Source organism: Flavobacterium sp. 1355, from assembly GCF_017833415.1.
In the GTDB taxonomy this organism is placed as follows: Bacteria; Bacteroidota; Bacteroidia; order Flavobacteriales; family Flavobacteriaceae; genus Flavobacterium.
The window spans coordinates 14,658-30,751 of sequence record NZ_JAFICC010000021.1; the positions used below are offsets into that span (position 1 = coordinate 14,658).

Here is a 16,094-nt window from a genome sequence, read left to right on the forward strand (position 1 = left end):
TAGCTTATTTTATACTGATACAACAATCTTTTTGATAAAAAAACATGCATACGAAAATCTCAAATCATCTGCTACTTTGTTAAAATTTGGAACAATATCCTTAACAAAACTCAATTCAAAATTGATTACTTTTGTAGAAATTGACTTTTTTTATGCAAACTGACCTTTCGACACTCGACCCAAAACAAAATATTATCATTAAAGGCGCACAAGTACATAACTTAAAAAACGTATCTGTTGCCATTCCGAGAAATAAACTTGTTGTAATTACAGGGCTTTCAGGTTCAGGAAAATCCAGTCTTGCATTTGACACTTTATATGCTGAAGGACAACGCCGTTATGTTGAAAGTTTGTCATCATATGCGCGTCAGTTTTTAGGACGTCTGGACAAGCCAAAAGTAGAATACATTAAAGGAATTGCTCCGGCAATTGCCATTGAGCAAAAAGTAAATACAACCAATGCCCGTTCTACAGTTGGAACTTCGACTGAGATTTACGATTACATGAAACTTTTGTATGCCCGAATTGGCCGTACTTATTCTCCGGTTTCAGGTCAGGAAGTCAAAAAAAATACTGTTACTGATGTTGTGGCAGATGTAAAAACTCTGGAATTGGACAGCAAATGGCTTTTACTTGCTCCAATTCACTTAGAAGAAGGAAGACAGCTCGAAGACAAACTAAAGGTACTTCTACAGCAAGGTTTTGCGCGTATTCTGGTAAACAACGAAATGGTGCGTCTGGATGAATTTGAAGGTGCAAATCTTCATCAGTTAGACAATAAAGATATTCTTCTTGTTATTGACAGAATCGTTGTAAAGGAAGAAGAAGAGTTTTATAATCGTTTGGCAGATGCTGTACAAACTGCTTTTTTTGAAGGAAAAGGAATTTGTTATTTACAGGAATTAAATTCTGATAAACGTTTTTCTTATTCTAATAATTTTGAACTGGACGGAATTACTTTCTTAGAACCAAACGTCCATTTATTCAGTTTTAATAATCCATACGGTGCCTGCCCCGTTTGCGAAGGTTATGGAAACATTATCGGTATTGATGCTGATCTTGTTGTTCCAAACACTTCCTTATCTGTGTTTGAAAGTGCCATTTATCCCTGGAGAGGAGAAAGTATGAGCTGGTACAAAGATGAGTTGGTAAAACATGCTTATAAGTTTGATTTCCCAATTCATAAACCGTATTTTGAATTAACAGAAGAGCAGAAAGATATCATTTGGAAAGGGAATAAGTATTTTCAGGGTTTAAATGGTTTCTTTAAAGAATTAGAAGAGAAAAATTATAAAATCCAGAATCGTGTCATGCTGTCGCGTTACCGTGGAAAAACAAAATGTCACGCTTGTCGCGGAAAACGCTTACGCGAAGAAGCTTCTTATGTAAAAATAAATGGAAAAACAGTTTCTGATCTTGTTGATTTACCGATTAAACATTTAGTCACTTTTTTTCAAAACATCGAACTGGATGTATATGAGAAGCAAATTGCAAAACGTTTGATGGTTGAAATCAACAATCGTTTGTCTTTTTTGACAGAAGTCGGTTTAGATTACCTTACATTAAACAGAAATTCCTCAACACTATCAGGCGGAGAATCTCAGCGAATTAATCTGGCTACTTCTCTCGGAAGCAGTTTAGTAGGATCAATGTACATTCTTGATGAACCAAGTATTGGCCTTCACCCAAAAGATTCTGAACGATTAATAAAAGTACTGCTTTCTCTTCGCGATTTAGGAAACACTGTTATTGTGGTTGAACACGACGAAGATATTATGAAAGCTGCCGATATGATTATTGATATTGGTCCTGAAGCCGGAACATTTGGAGGAAATCTCGTGGCTCAGGGAACTTATGAGGAAATATTAAAATCTGAATCCTTAACTGCGAAATACCTGAATGGCAACCTGGAAATTGCTGTACCGAAGAAAAGAAGGAAATTTAAAAATCATATCGAAATAATTGGTGCGAGAGAAAATAACTTAAAAAACATTAATGTTACTTTTCCATTAGATGTCCTAACTGTTGTAACGGGAGTATCAGGAAGCGGAAAAAGTACTTTAATTAAAAAGATTTTGTTTCCTGCTATGCAGAAAAAACTGGAAAGTGCAGCCGAAAAAGCAGGTCAGTTTAGCGAAATAAAAGGTTCATTTTCTCAAATAAAACATATTGAATATGTTGATCAGAACCCTATCGGAAGAAGTTCAAGGTCTAACCCTGTAACGTACATCAAAGCATATGATGATATTCGTGATCTCTATGCCAAAGAAAAATTATCTAAAATAAGAGGATATCAGGCCAAACATTTTTCTTTTAATGTTGATGGCGGCCGTTGCGAAACATGTAAAGGAGAAGGCTCTATAAACGTCGAGATGGTATTCATGGCAGATGTCCAGCTTCCGTGTGAAACTTGTGGAGGTAAACGCTTTAAAAAAGAAATTTTAGAAGTAACATTTGATGAAAAAAACATCAACGATGTCCTGACAATGACAATCGATGATGCCATTGCTTTTTTTGAAAAAAATAAGCAGGCAAAAATCACCCAAAAATTACAGCCTCTTCAGGATGTAGGTTTAGGATATGTACAATTAGGGCAATCTTCTTCTACTCTTTCCGGTGGTGAGGCACAGCGTATTAAACTTGCGTCTTTTTTAGTGAAAGGTGCCACAAAAGACAAAGCATTATTTGTGTTTGATGAACCTACAACCGGTCTGCATTTTCATGATATCAAAAAGTTATTGGCTTCATTTGATGCTTTACTTGAAAAAGGGCATTCTATAATTGTAATTGAACACAATCTTGATCTTATAAAATGTGCCGACTGGATTCTGGATTTAGGCCCTGAGGGTGGTGAAAACGGAGGTTATCTTTTGGCGTCAGGGACTCCCGAAGATATTGTAAAAGTCAAAGAGTCTGTGACCGGAATCTATTTAAAAGATAAATTATAATTTATAATTTATTAGTTGTTATTAATTCAAAAAAAAACGCTCAAAATACTGTTATTTTGAGCGTTTTCTTTTAGTACTAAGTTTTTTTTTCTAAGCAACGAGACATCTTTCTTCGAAAGGAAATCCATCTTCATCAATTGCCACTAATACCTTTTTTTGTTTTGATGCTTCAATTGTAAGATACAGCCACGCAAACGACCATAATCCCAATGTTAAGCAACAAATAATAAAGTTCAAGCCATGATTTACAACTTTTCCTCCTTTTGAAAGAACAGCAAAAAGAAATTCATCATTTCTTTCCTCCAGCGTAAATCCATTACGAACTTTATTTGATATCATACTAGAAAAAATCTGTACACTTTGTTCCTGGCTAAGCGGATTGCTTTTCATAATTACTACCATTAAAAATTAATTCCAATACGGCGTTAGTTAATTTTTGCCAATTATTAACATTTACCTCATTTTAAAACAAACATTATAAAACCACTTTTATTGCATTTTATAAGATATTTTTTATCCCAAGAATTAAAGTGATGTCAAATTCTCACATAAATTTAGTTTTTATTAAGTTAATAACAAAATAAAAAACTGTTAAAATTTGAATCTTTACAGCAGGTAATCAAGAACTTAACATATTTTTAAATTTAAAACGCCTTTAAATAGAAAGCACAGCAACCCTGAAAACATTAAAACAACATAATGCAAACCTCAATAAAAATTTATTGAAAAGTTTTATTGCTCAGCTGAGTTTAGTGCCAGATAGGGAAGTAAAAAACTATTTTCTTAAGAAATGGTAATTCCTATTTTTTTAAAGAGACCTCTTATAACCTGATTTATTTCCGGAGAAATATTAAACCTGTAGTTAAGATAGATGTATAAAATGGTTACCAAAATTGATTTTAAAGCAATACCAATTAACGAATAGACTGGGAACTCCCAAAAATAAAAAGCCAGAAATAAAATTGTAGTAACTGCTAATGAATATAAATTTTGCTTTGTAAAAGGATATAAATGCAATTTTTTTACCACGAAAAGTAATTTGGCTATACTGTAAAAAGTTATAGACAATAAAGTAGCAAACGCAGATCCCATGATACCATATGGCGGTATAAATATGATATTTAAAACAAAAGTTAAAACCACCAGCCCTAAGCCTAAAAACAGCACTGGCCTGTAATATTTTGTATTAAAAATTATAGCATTATTATTTCCTAAGATTAAATCGAAATATTTTGACAGACCAATCATAAAAACAACCGGTACGCCTCCCCGATAATCCTCAGGAACTATTTCATACAACTGATTGATATTTACAAATATACATAACATTACAAAACCTCCCACAATCTGCAGGTTTATCGATGTTTTTTTATACAGGATGTTCAGTTCATCATGTTTATTCTCATGCATCAGTTTTGCTGTAATCGGATACACAATCTGATGCATTGCACGGCTGGGAACTGAAATTACCAAAGCAATATAAGTAGCTACAGAATAAAAGGCAATGTTATCAATAATCATGTATTGATTCAATATCATTTTATCTCCATCCAAAAGCAAATTCGCAACACTTCCTGACAAAATAATATAAAAGGTATAAACCAATATATCTTTAGTGTTTTTTGGCTTTGTAATCTGAAAAGTAGGTTTCTGAACACTAAATGCATAAAACATAGTGACCAAAAGTGCTAATAAATATAATCCGGCAGTGGCATACACAAATCCTTCGACACTAAGCCAGCCGTAATAAACACCTATTAATAAAAATAAAGAAAATAATCGCAGACCTACCTCTTTAACAAAATTACCAAAAACAGAATGCATATGCACACGGGCCCACGCATAAAAAATTTCAAAATAGGCCATACAAAGACCTACAAATGGAATCAACCAAATATAACTTTTTACAATTGCATTCTTTTTTGACAAAAACATTAGGATTTCATCATAAAAAACGAGTCCTATTAATAACAGAGGAATTATCAGTAACATTGGAAATAAAACTGTAAAAGATAAAAACCGTGATTTCTCTTCGTCAGTTTTATATTGAGAATAAAATTTCACTAATGTATTTTGCATCCCGATAGCAAATAATGGCATTATAACGTTTGCACAGGATGTTACATAATTAGTTAAGCCATAATAGGTAGACCCTAAAAAAAAGGGATATAAATAAAGTGTATTTATGGCTCCAATACCAAAGCCTATATAAGTAATTATGGTGTTTTTAAAAGATTGATTTAAGACAATTCCCATTTTTGATTTTAGATTGCAGAGTTTAGATTATTGATTTACGTAATTTATTCGTTAATCAATTGCACTAATTGTTTAGTTAGATTTTTTCTGGAATATTGCTGCAAACCAACGCCATTAGCTTGTAATTTTCCTTCTAAAAATTGATTATAAAAGTCCAAAATTACACTTTTTAGTTTCGCTTTTTCAGAATAATCAAAAAATACTCCTGTATTTGTTTCTTTTATAATATCTGCAAAATCAGATCCCTGCGGACCAATAGCGATTATTGGCCTGTTTGAAACCATGTATTCAAATAATTTTCCGGGAATAATACTTTTGGTATCTTCTGAATTGATTTCTATGAGAAGTAAAACCTGAGATTTCTTTTGGTGTGCAATTGCTTCATGATGCGAAACATATCCCAGAAGATTTAAGTAATCACCCAGTTTAAATTCTGCAATTGCATCAAGTACTTCCTGACTAACAGCACCTATCAATTTAATTTCTAAATCATTTCTAAGACTTGGAATTTCGTTTAACAGCTCAACAAGGCATTCCCATAAAAACAGAGGGTTTCTTTCTGATAAAAATGAACCGATATGAGCAAGGGTAAATTTCTCATCTAAAGTTTGTTTCTCAACATTCTCGACATCATAGCCATTTGTAATCACCGAAATAGGCTTATTTGTAATAGCCTGAAATTCGGTTTTAGTAGTTTTACTGGTAACAATAATAGTATCAGCAGTGTTGAGTACTTTGTACTCTAAATTTTTATGTTTTTTTGCCGCATACGACGACAACAGCAAAGACTTATGGTAACCAATTGTGGTCCAGGGATCACGAAAATCTGCAAACCATTTTACGTTTAATTTTTGTTTTAATTCTAAACCTATTAAGTGTAGACTATGAGGTGGTCCGGAAGTAACAATTGTGTCGATATTATTTTCCTTAATATATTTTTCAAGATAAGAAACAGAAGGTTTTACCCATAAAACACGTGCATCCGGAATAAAAAGATTTCCACGAACCCATAGGAAGAGTTTGTCCAAAAAGCTTTGTTTTTTCTTATTAGGAAAAATTCCCGAACTGATTTTTTTGGTTTTGTTCTTAGAGAAAACTGAAGCCAGTTGATAAGGCTCCAGAATTTTATTTTTAAGCACAATTACTTTATCTGAAATTTCATTAACCAAAGCTTCATCAACTATTGGATAGGTTGGGTTTTCGGGAACATAAACAATAGGCTGAACATTAAATTCAGGCAGGTATTTTACAAATTTTAACCAACGCTGTACACCAGGCCCTCCGGCAGGCGGAAAATAATACGTAATGATTAAGAGCTTTTTTTGTTCCATTTAGATTGAATCGGTTTCACAGAGACTCACAAAGTTCCCGCAAAGTTTCGCAAAGATTATTTAAAATTTCTTTTGAGTATCTCCGTGATTGCTTTGTGAATCTTTGCGGAATTTTTCGAAATAAATACCGCCAATCAAAAGAAACAACATTCCTATTGAACTCGCCAAAGCAATTGTACCTCCTGTTTTAACAACCTGAGGTTCAAATTTAAACTCAATTGTATGTTTTCCACCCGGAACTTCCATGGCTCTTAAAACATAATCAACCGGAAAATGATCTGTCAATTTACCATCGATATAAGCATTCCAGCCATTTTTATAATACATTTCGGAGAACACCGCCAAACCATCTTTTGCGTTATCAGATTTGTATTTAATATAATTTGGTTTGTATGTTACAACCTTTATCGTTCCGGTTGTATCCCATTGTTTCTTTAAACGGGCGCTTCTAAATTTACCTTCGTGTTCACGAACATTAAAAACAGCTACTTTTTTAGTATCTAGATTGTCTAAAGCTTTCATTACATCGTCTGGTTTGTTTACCAGTTTTACTGTGCTTACAAACCATGCATTTCCGTTTGCTTCAGGATTTATGGTCGGAATTTCTTTTCCTTCTTTGTCAACCTGAATTACATACTTAACGTTTAACATGTTAAGTATTTCTAAATTGCTTTTTGCATTAATCTGATAATCCATTAATTGCTGCATTCTTCTAGGTCTTACAGCACTATATCCGCCAATTGTTTTATGAAAATACGAAGATCTTCCCTGCAATTGTCCCTGAACGTCAAAAACACGATAAACAGATGTATCTTTTAAAATTTCAGAATCTGTTGGGGTTTCCTGAAACGGTGCCGCAATTTGTACCGGACTTACAAAATCTTTTGCAGATACATATCTTTTGTCTACAAAAAATAAATCAAAAATCATTAAAAGACCAACAATAACTAAAGTAGTAGTTTGTGAAAATTTATTTTTGATAAATAACCATAGAATTCCAAAAGTTAAAACCATAAAGAATCCTGATCTTAATAAATCTGCAGAATATAAGCTCATTCTGTCTTCTTTCAGAACATCAATAAATGCTTGTCCATAAGATTCCAAATATCTTTGATCACTCATTCCCGTAAAATGAAAGAATCCTTTTGCAACTAATAAAATCACTAAAACACCAATACCAAAAACTCCTGTTTGTATTAATGCTTTTTGCTGCAATTTTGGATTGTCTTTTGCTTTAAAAAATGATTGAAGCCCCATAACTGCCAAAACAGGAAAGCATAGTTCTAATATAACCTGAATGGAAGAAACTGCTCTGAATTTATCATACATCGGAACATATTCAATAAAGAAATCTGTTAGAAGCGAGAAATTTTTACCCCATGAAAGCAATAAAGTAAACAATGCTCCTGAAAGGAACACGTACTTAATTTTTCTATCATCAATAAATAATGCAAGAACTGCCAAAAAGAAAACCACAACTCCTATGTAAGCCGGAGCAGAAACAATTGGCTGATCTCCCCAGTAGGTTGGCATTCCGGATACAAAATCTTTTGCATCTTCTACCGGAACTCCATGATCAAGCATAAAGGTGTACATACTGGCATCTGTACCAACATTTTCGTGACTTGAACCACCAAAAAGTCTTGGTGCTATAAGGTTGAAACTTTCTGCAATTCCATAACTATATTCGGTAATATAGTCTGTTGTCATTGCTGCTGTTGTTTCATTTTTAGAACCATCAGGATTAAAGGTCAGTTCGCTTTTATCACGTATACTATATTTAGCATATTCGCTGGTTGCCATCAAATTTGTTGCATTGGCTCCAATAGCAAAAATCCCGGCAACTGCTAAGACTCCAATTGAAATTAATAGTGGTTTATATTCTTTTTCTTTAATAAAAGTAAAAGCAAAATAACCCGAAAGTATCAATAAGAAAATTAATAAATAATAGGTCATTTGAAAGTGGTTGGCATTAACTTCTAACGCCACGGCAAACATGGTAAGCAAGCCTCCCCAAATATATTTTTTCTGAAATACGAGTATAAATCCGGCAATAACCAATGGCATATAGGCAATAGCATGCGCTTTGGCATTGTGGCCAACTCCCAGGATAATAATCAAATAAGTAGAGAAACCAAAGGCAATGGCTCCTATAAATGCTTTTAAAGGATCTGTTTTTAAAACTAAAAGTAAGCCGTAAAACCCTAAAAAGTATAAAAATAAATAATCGGCAGGACGAGGTAAAAAACGCAATACATCATCTAATTTCCCCACAAAATCATTAGGATAATTGGCTCCAAGCTGGTATGTTGGCATTCCTCCAAAGGCAGAATTTGTCCAGTATGGTTCAGAATGAGCTGTTGCTCTAAAATCATTTTGCTCTTTTGCCATTCCGGTATATTGAGCAATATCAGATTGGTAAATTTGTTTTCCCTGTAAAACCGGGTAAAAATAAATTAAGGAAACAAGAATAAAGCCCAGGATAACAAGGGCATGCGGATAGATTTTATTTACTATTTTCAATTTTGGCTGGTTTAGGTTAAATGATGAATCCTTAATTTAGGACACAAACTTAATCTATTTCTTCGTAATCAACATAATCGCCTACCTTTTTGGTCTCGCGAGGTTTTTTTGCGTTTGCTGTATCAATAATTATTTCATCGTTGTTACGCGTATGCTGCCAGTTATTACCCTGACTATATTGCTGTTGTCTCTGAAAGTTTTCTCCAGCCTTTTCAACCGCTTTTTTTACCAATACCGGCAAAAAGATTCTGGCCAAAAACTTAAAAATATAGTAAAAAGCTATAACCCACATGATAGTTTTAAACAAACCTGAAAATGATGCTTCCTGCATAACTGTATAATTTTTTCCAAAATTAATAAATCCATTGTTTAAAAATAAAATATGAATCTTAAATAAATAATAAAATATGTACATTTGAAATGCGTTATTACTTTTTAATCCCCAAAAACAAATGTATGTTAAAAATTAAGAACTTATTTATTGCTTTCCTATTACTCGTTCCTCAATTGTTTTTTGCACAATATACCGATGTAATTAATTCTAACCGACCAGGAGAAACCATGTCTGCCTTTGCTGTTGGCAAGACTGTTATTCAGGCCGAAATTGGCTTTTACGGAATAAAAGAAAAGCATGATTTACTCGGTTATGATGCTAGTGGCCTTGGTACAGATTTGACCTTCAGATATGGCGCATTTCTTGAAAAATTAGAGTTTGTACTTGACATACAATACCAAATGGAAAATTTTGATACTCCTTATACGAGTTATAAAAAAAATAATTTCAGGCAAACAGTTCTGGGTGCCAAATACCTTATTTACGATCCCTTTAAAAATTACGAAAAAACAAAAAATATTTACAGCTACAAAGCAAATCACAGATTTGACTGGCATTCTTTGATTCCTGCTGTTTCTGTTTTTGCAGGAGCTAACTTTGTCGGTGCAGACAACCCGTATTCATTTTCTCCGGAAGCAAGTATTTCACCAAAAGTAGTTTTGATAACCCAAAATTTATTTGGTGGCGGAAAATGGGTTTTTGTTACTAATATTATAGCAGATTACATCTCAACAGATTATCCAAGTTATGGATATGTATTAACTTTAACGCACGGCTTTAATAGTAAATGGTCCGGATTTGTAGAAAACCAGGGTTATAAAAGCGACTTTTATAGTGATGCCATCGCGCGTGGCGGAGCAGCTTATCTGATCAGCCCAAATTTACAGGTTGATGCTTCTGTAAGTACAAACTTTAAAAATACCCCTTCTGTTTTATATGGCGGAGTGGGCGTTTCATGGCGTTATGATGGTAAGTACAAGGAACAGGAAACAGAATTAAAGAGACAATCCCGAAAAGAAAAGAAGTCCAAAGAAACCAAAGGCGGAAAATCTAAAAAAGAAACAGATTATCAGGAACAGGAAAGAAACCGTAAGTCTAAATACGAATAAAATTAATAACTAAATCCTTTACAAAAGGTATATTTTACATACAATCTCAATGATTACAATTAAAGAAGCCAAAACCAAAAAAGAGTTAACTGAATATATTAAATTTCCGTTTTCTTTATATAAAGACAATCCATATTGGGTTCCGCCAATTATTGCAGACGAACTGGAATCTTTTGATAAAACTAAAAACCCTGTTTTTGAAAATGCTGAGGCTTATTTTTATATGGCGTATAAAGACAATGAAATTGTTGGCAGGATTACGGCTATTATAAATTGGGAAGAGGTAAACAACCAGCAAAAAAAGAAAGTACGCTTTGGCTGGTTTGATGTTATCGATGACATCGAAGTCACTAAAGCCTTACTGGAAAAAGTATTTGAATTAGGAAAAAAACACAATCTGGAGCACGCCGAAGGTCCCATGGGATTTTCTAATCTCGATAAAGTTGGCGTACTTACAGAAGGCTATGATCAGGTAGGGACTATGATTACCTGGTACAATAATCCTTATTATGTAACGCATTTTGAGCAATTAGGCTTTCAGATTGAGAAAGAATATATAGAAAGTATTTTTCCTTTTTCTAATGTAAAACCTGAATTTTTCTTAAAAGCACAGGAACTTATCAAAAAAAGATATGGCCTTAGAGCCCTTACTTTTACCAAGACAAAAGACATTATGCCACACGTGGACAAAATGTTTGATTTGTTTAATGAGTCGTATGCAAAACTGGCCTCTTTTGTTGCTATTTCAGATGTCCAGAAAGAATATTTCAAGAAAAAATACATCAGTTTCATCAACCCTGAATATATTAAATTTGTGGTTGACAAAGATGATAAATTAATCGCTTTTAGTATTGTAATGCCTAGTTTTACAGAAGCTTTGCAAAAAGCAAAAGGAAAACTGTTTCCGTTTGGTTTTCTTCATTTATTAAAAGCAAGAAAAAAAAGTAAAGATGTAGTTTTTTATCTGATTGGGGTACATCCTGAATATCAGAATAAGGGTGTAACTGCAATCATTTTTGATGAATATTATAAAACTTTTTCAGAAAAAGGAATCCAAAACTGTATCAGAACGCCGGAATTAGCCGAAAATAATGCAATCCATTTACTTTGGAAAAATTTTAATCCGATCATTCACTGTCAAAGAAAAACGTACCGCAAGGATTTGCAATAAACAGTCTCAAATAAAAAATCCCTTTTAAAAAGGGATTTTTTTTTACTGTGCTGGTTTACAATCTACTTTTACCAGTATGTTTTTCTGATCAAATATAAGTTTTGATTTATCTTTAAACATGATTTTATCATTTGATTCTATCGTTTCTCCGTAGCCTTCGATAAATGTTCCTTCTCTGTTTAAAAATGCTACTTCGCGTACAGATGAAACTCCTTCAGATGTAAAGGTATATTCGGCAATAAGTGTATCACCTTTCATGTTTCCGTTTAATATGCCTTCGTTTTTATCTTTACCAGACAAATTATAACTCAATGTTCCATTTACCTCCTGATGAGAATTTACATTAAAACTCAAATCTACCATGCTGTTATTATCAGAATAAGAATAACATTGATTTCCTGTTGGTTCTACACTTTCGGCTGTTTTTGGTGCACCAGTAGTAATTCCTCCCGGTACAGTGTCTGATTTTTTACAGGAAACAAGACCAACCGTAATAATTAATGATAGTGCGAATAATTTTTTCATAATACTTAATTTTAATGTTTTGTTACTATAAATTTAAGCAGAATATAAAAAAAATCCATTCTTAGTAAGAATGGATTTTATTACATAATTCCCATACTATGGAAATCTATTTTATTCTAGAATTAGGCATCTAAGTCAACTGTGGTTCTGCTGGCAATTTCCTTATATGTTCCGTTTACTAATTTTTCGCGAATTGCTTCAAATGCAGTTAACGTTTCATTGATATCAGCTATTGTATGAGACGATGTTGGAATCATTCTTAACAAAATAATACCTTTTGGAATTACAGGGTAAATTACAATTGAAAGGAAAATACCGTAGTTTTCTCTTAAATCATTTACCATAACCATTGCTTCCGGAACACTTCCTTCTAAATAAACTGGTGTTACACAAGTATTTGTATCTCCAATATTGAAATTTCTTTCACGCAATCCGTTTTGTAATGCGTTTACGTTTTCCCATAATTTATCTTTCAGTTCCGGGTGATTACGCAACAACTCTAAACGTTTTAATGATCCGATGGTCTGAATCATTGGTAACGCTTTTGCGAACATTTGAGAACGTAAATTGTATTTTAAATAATCGATAATATCTTTATCAGCAGCTATAAAAGCTCCGATATTTGCCATAGATTTTGCAAAAGTAGAGAAATATACATCGATATCTGCCTGAACTCCCTGCTCCTCACCTGCTCCGGCACCTGTCTTACCAAGTGTACCAAAACCGTGCGCATCATCTACTAATAATCTAAAATTATATTTTTGTTTTAATGCTACAATCTCTTTTAATTTACCTTGTTGTCCACGCATTCCAAAAACCCCTTCGGTAATAAATAAGATTCCTCCTCCAGTTTCTTCTGCCATTTTTGTAGCACGCTGCAGGTTCTTCTCCATACTTTCAAGATCATTATGCTTGTAGGTAAAACGTTTACCCATATGCAAACGAACACCATCAATAATACAAGCATGAGCATCTACATCGTAAACTATTATGTCATTTTTTGTTACCAAAGCATCAATAGTCGAAACCATTCCCTGATACCCAAAATTTAATAAATAAGCAGATTCTTTCATTACAAAAGCAGCTAATTCATTCTCTAATTGTTCATGGTATTTGGTATGACCAGACATCATACGCGCCCCCATTGGGTAAGCCGCACCATATTGGGCTGCTGCATCAATATCTGCCTGACGTACCTCAGGGTGATTCGCCAGTCCTAAGTAATCATTTATACTCCAGTTCAAAATTTCTTTTCCACCAAACTGCATTCTAGGACCAAGTTCTCCTTCTAATTTAGGAAATACAAAATAACCTTCTGCTTGCGAAGCCCATTTTCCTAATGGTCCTTTATTGTTTTGAATTCTTTCGAATAAATCTTTTACCATAATATATTGAAGTAATAATTTTATTTTAACAGGGAGCAAAAATAATAATTATTATTCTAAAATAGAGTTGGGCTAATATTTTTATTAAAAATTTCTCATCATATCAATACTTAGTTGGATTTTGCTCGTTATTTAACAAGATTTAACCTTGAAAAAAGATAGATCGAATTTAAAATATCTCAATTTTTGTAAGGCATAAATGACTTTTATCATAATAAAAGATAAATTAGTCTTTTATTTTTGTTTACAATTTAGAAACAAAATAAAACCAGTTTATTATGAAAAGAAATTTCAAAACACTCAAAATCAATCCTATTTTCTTTCTTCTAATGTTTTCTTTAATGCTTTTTACAGCATGTAAAAGAGAAGAAGCAACTGCAGATTATACTACAATAAAAACACAAGGCGAAATGCAGGCTGAGCTTACAGCACCGCCATTGGTACCAAAACCAATTGGTAACAGAGCTGCTATGAAGTTAAAAGTCAATATGGAAATCAAAGAGCAGGAAGGCACAATGGCCGATGGTGTAAAATATACTTATTGGACGTTTGGAGGATCTGTTCCGGGAAGTTTTATCAGAACCCGTGTGGGCGATGAAGTAGAATTTCACTTAAAGAATCATCCGGATAATAAATTGCCTCATAATATTGATTTACATGCTGTAACCGGTCCCGGCGGAGGTGCAACATCATCATTGGTAGCGCCCGGACACGAAAAAGTGTTTAGTTTTAAAGTTATAAATCCCGGCCTTTATGTTTACCATTGTGCCACTGCACCGGTTGGAATGCATATTGCAAATGGTATGTATGGCCTGATTCTGGTTGAACCAGAAGGCGGATTACCTAAAGTTGACAAAGAATATTATGTAATGCAAGGCGATTTTTATACTCAGGGCGAATATGGGGCCAAAGGTCTTCAGGCTTTTGATATGAATAAAGCTATTAAGGAAACACCTGATTATGTTGTTTTTAATGGAAAAGTTGGTTCGATGACAAACGGAAATGAACTAACTGCAAAAGTTGGAGAAACGGTTCGCTTATTTGTTGGAAATGGAGGGCCAAATTTGGTTTCATCTTTCCATGTCATTGGTGAAATTTTTGATAATGTTCATGTTGAAGGCGGGGCACTTATGAATAAAAACGTGCAAACCACTTTGATTCCTGCCGGCGGTTCTGCAATTGTTGATTTTAAAGTAGAAACTCCCGGAAATTTCATCATGGTGGATCACTCTATTTTTAGAGCTTTTAATAAAGGTGCACTGGGAATTTTAAAAGTTGAAGGCGATGAAAATAAAAAAATCTATTCTGGAACTATTCAGGAAGGAATTTATTTGCCTGAAGGAGGAACGATTCAGAAAATGCCTGAGAGTGCAACAGGAAAAACAACAATTCCTAAAAGAACCCTGGCAGAGAAAATAACTATTGGAAAACAGATTTTTGGAACAACTTGTTTTGCCTGTCACCAATCTGAAGGGCAAGGAATCCCGAATAGCTTCCCTCCTCTTGCAAAATCAGATTATTTGAATGCAGACTCAAAAAGAGCCATTAAAACAATCCTACACGGTTTAACCGGAGAAGTTACTGTAAATGGCAAAAAATTCAACAGCGTTATGCCGGCTCAAAATTTATCTGATGATGAAATAGCCAATGTGCTGACTTACGTTTACAGCAGTTGGGGAAATAACAAAACAGAAATTACGCCCGAAATGGTAAAAGCATTGCGTTAATATCTCAATTATGCGAAAAAGCATTTACATTATTTTTCTTTTCTTAGCTCAGATTGAATTCTTAGGAGCTCAGGAATCGAAAATGGTTCCGGTACAAGAGGGCAATTTTGTCCCTCTTTACGGAGCCACATCAAAAAAACCTGTACTTGTAAAATCCTTTTTTATAGATGTGTATCCGGTAACAAACAACGAATTTTTAAATTTCGTTAAAAAACATCCAGAGTTCGGCAAATCTAAAATAAAAGGACTATTTGCCGACGAGAGTTATCTGGCATATTGGAAAAATGATTTTGGTTTTGGAAATGCAAAACCAAAATCTCCTGTAACTAATGTTTCATGGTTTGCAGCAAAAAAATATTGCGAATGTCAGGGAAAAAGACTCCCTACAATGGATGAATGGGAATATGTAGCAATGGCAGACGAGAAAAAAACAGACGCCAGAACCAAAAGAGAGTTTAATAGTTACATTTTATCCTGGTATGAAAAATCAAAAACGTATGAAAATCCTATTGGAAAAACCTTTAAAAATTATTGGGGCGTTTATGATATGCACGGATTAGTATGGGAATGGACGGCCGATTTTAACAGCATTTTTTTATCCGGAGAATCCAGAAAAGACAAAAGTGCAGACAAGAATCTTTTTTGCGGTGCGTCATCAGTAAATGCTACCGATTTGATGAATTATGCTGCTTTTATGCGATATGCCTTTAGAGGAAGCCTGAAAGCCCAATATTCAACACGCAATCTTGGTTTTCGATGTGCCAGTACAACGAAGCTTTAATCTT

Annotated in this window: 12 protein-coding genes; 5 read left to right on the forward strand and 7 right to left on the reverse strand. The window is 33.7% G+C overall.

All coding sequences use genetic code 11. The annotated features are described in order from the left end of the window. Positions 1-152 precede the first annotated feature (152 nt). Positions 153-2,948 carry an excinuclease ABC subunit UvrA gene (gene uvrA / locus JOD96_RS21155; RefSeq protein ID WP_209566228.1) on the forward strand — a complete coding sequence of 932 codons (2,796 nt, stop codon included), beginning with the start codon at positions 153-155 and terminating at the stop codon, positions 2,946-2,948. Between the two features lie 90 nt (positions 2,949-3,038). On the opposite strand, the gene JOD96_RS21160 is transcribed toward uvrA, so the two are convergent. The 5 genes from JOD96_RS21160 to JOD96_RS21180 all read right to left on the reverse strand — a co-directional run bounded on the left by JOD96_RS21160 (position 3,039) and on the right by JOD96_RS21180 (position 9,473). Continuing rightward, entirely contained in the window at positions 3,039-3,338 is a 300-nt protein-coding gene (locus JOD96_RS21160; protein ID WP_116752127.1) for a hypothetical protein, read from the reverse strand. Positions 3,339-3,731: 393 nt separating this feature from the next. Further along, positions 3,732-5,204, reverse strand: a complete 1,473-nt coding sequence (locus tag JOD96_RS21165; protein ID WP_209566229.1) for an oligosaccharide flippase family protein — start codon at positions 5,202-5,204, stop codon at positions 3,732-3,734. Between the two features lie 44 nt (positions 5,205-5,248). After that, entirely contained in the window at positions 5,249-6,535 is a 1,287-nt protein-coding gene (locus JOD96_RS21170) for a glycosyltransferase family 4 protein (protein WP_209566230.1), read from the reverse strand. Positions 6,536-6,595: 60 nt separating this feature from the next. After that, on the reverse strand, positions 6,596-9,058 hold the full coding sequence (locus JOD96_RS21175) for a YfhO family protein (RefSeq protein WP_209566231.1): 2,463 nt from the start codon (positions 9,056-9,058) through the stop codon (positions 6,596-6,598). Between the two features lie 49 nt (positions 9,059-9,107). Next, positions 9,108-9,473 carry a DUF4834 family protein gene (locus tag JOD96_RS21180; protein WP_317195314.1) on the reverse strand — a complete coding sequence of 122 codons (366 nt, stop codon included), beginning with the start codon at positions 9,471-9,473 and terminating at the stop codon, positions 9,108-9,110. 41 nt (positions 9,474-9,514) lie between these two features. Here JOD96_RS21180 and JOD96_RS21185 point away from each other — a divergent pair, with 41 nt between their 5' ends. Both JOD96_RS21185 and JOD96_RS21190 read left to right on the forward strand, forming a co-directional pair. Continuing rightward, positions 9,515-10,501: a transporter gene (locus JOD96_RS21185; protein WP_209566232.1), complete on the forward strand. Its 987-nt coding sequence runs from the start codon at positions 9,515-9,517 to the stop codon at positions 10,499-10,501. Between the two features lie 49 nt (positions 10,502-10,550). Further along, positions 10,551-11,672 carry a GNAT family N-acetyltransferase gene (locus tag JOD96_RS21190; protein ID WP_209566233.1) on the forward strand — a complete coding sequence of 374 codons (1,122 nt, stop codon included), beginning with the start codon at positions 10,551-10,553 and terminating at the stop codon, positions 11,670-11,672. A 42-nt stretch (positions 11,673-11,714) separates the two neighbouring features. Here the strand turns inward: JOD96_RS21190 and JOD96_RS21195 are convergent, their stop codons facing one another. Then, positions 11,715-12,197, reverse strand: a complete 483-nt coding sequence (locus JOD96_RS21195) for a hypothetical protein (RefSeq protein ID WP_209566234.1) — start codon at positions 12,195-12,197, stop codon at positions 11,715-11,717. 122 nt (positions 12,198-12,319) lie between these two features. Continuing rightward, positions 12,320-13,582: an aminotransferase class I/II-fold pyridoxal phosphate-dependent enzyme gene (locus tag JOD96_RS21200; protein ID WP_209566235.1), complete on the reverse strand. Its 1,263-nt coding sequence runs from the start codon at positions 13,580-13,582 to the stop codon at positions 12,320-12,322. A gap of 278 nt (positions 13,583-13,860) precedes the next feature. On the opposite strand from JOD96_RS21200, the gene nirK reads away from it, so the two are divergent. After that, positions 13,861-15,309: a copper-containing nitrite reductase gene (gene nirK / locus JOD96_RS21205; RefSeq protein ID WP_209566236.1), complete on the forward strand. Its 1,449-nt coding sequence runs from the start codon at positions 13,861-13,863 to the stop codon at positions 15,307-15,309. A 10-nt stretch (positions 15,310-15,319) separates the two neighbouring features. Then, complete coding sequence (locus JOD96_RS21210) at positions 15,320-16,090, forward strand: formylglycine-generating enzyme family protein (protein ID WP_209566237.1); 771 nt, start codon at positions 15,320-15,322, stop codon at positions 16,088-16,090. Positions 16,091-16,094 lie beyond the last annotated feature (4 nt).

Excerpts from the sequence above, each read along its gene's own strand:
- uvrA (WP_209566228.1), top strand. The coding sequence starts at position 153 with ATGCAAACTGACCTTTCGACACTCGACCCAAAACAAAATATTATCATT.
- JOD96_RS21160 (WP_116752127.1), bottom strand. The coding sequence starts at position 3,338 with ATGAAAAGCAATCCGCTTAGCCAGGAACAAAGTGTACAGATTTTTTCT.
- JOD96_RS21165 (WP_209566229.1), bottom strand. The coding sequence starts at position 5,204 with ATGGGAATTGTCTTAAATCAATCTTTTAAAAACACCATAATTACTTAT.
- JOD96_RS21170 (WP_209566230.1), bottom strand. The coding sequence starts at position 6,535 with ATGGAACAAAAAAAGCTCTTAATCATTACGTATTATTTTCCGCCTGCC.
- JOD96_RS21180 (WP_317195314.1), bottom strand. The coding sequence starts at position 9,473 with ATGTACATATTTTATTATTTATTTAAGATTCATATTTTATTTTTAAAC.
- JOD96_RS21185 (WP_209566232.1), top strand. The coding sequence starts at position 9,515 with ATGTTAAAAATTAAGAACTTATTTATTGCTTTCCTATTACTCGTTCCT.
- JOD96_RS21190 (WP_209566233.1), top strand. The coding sequence starts at position 10,551 with ATGATTACAATTAAAGAAGCCAAAACCAAAAAAGAGTTAACTGAATAT.
- JOD96_RS21195 (WP_209566234.1), bottom strand. The coding sequence starts at position 12,197 with ATGAAAAAATTATTCGCACTATCATTAATTATTACGGTTGGTCTTGTT.
- JOD96_RS21200 (WP_209566235.1), bottom strand. The coding sequence starts at position 13,582 with ATGGTAAAAGATTTATTCGAAAGAATTCAAAACAATAAAGGACCATTA.
- nirK (WP_209566236.1), top strand. The coding sequence starts at position 13,861 with ATGAAAAGAAATTTCAAAACACTCAAAATCAATCCTATTTTCTTTCTT.
- JOD96_RS21210 (WP_209566237.1), top strand. The coding sequence starts at position 15,320 with ATGCGAAAAAGCATTTACATTATTTTTCTTTTCTTAGCTCAGATTGAA.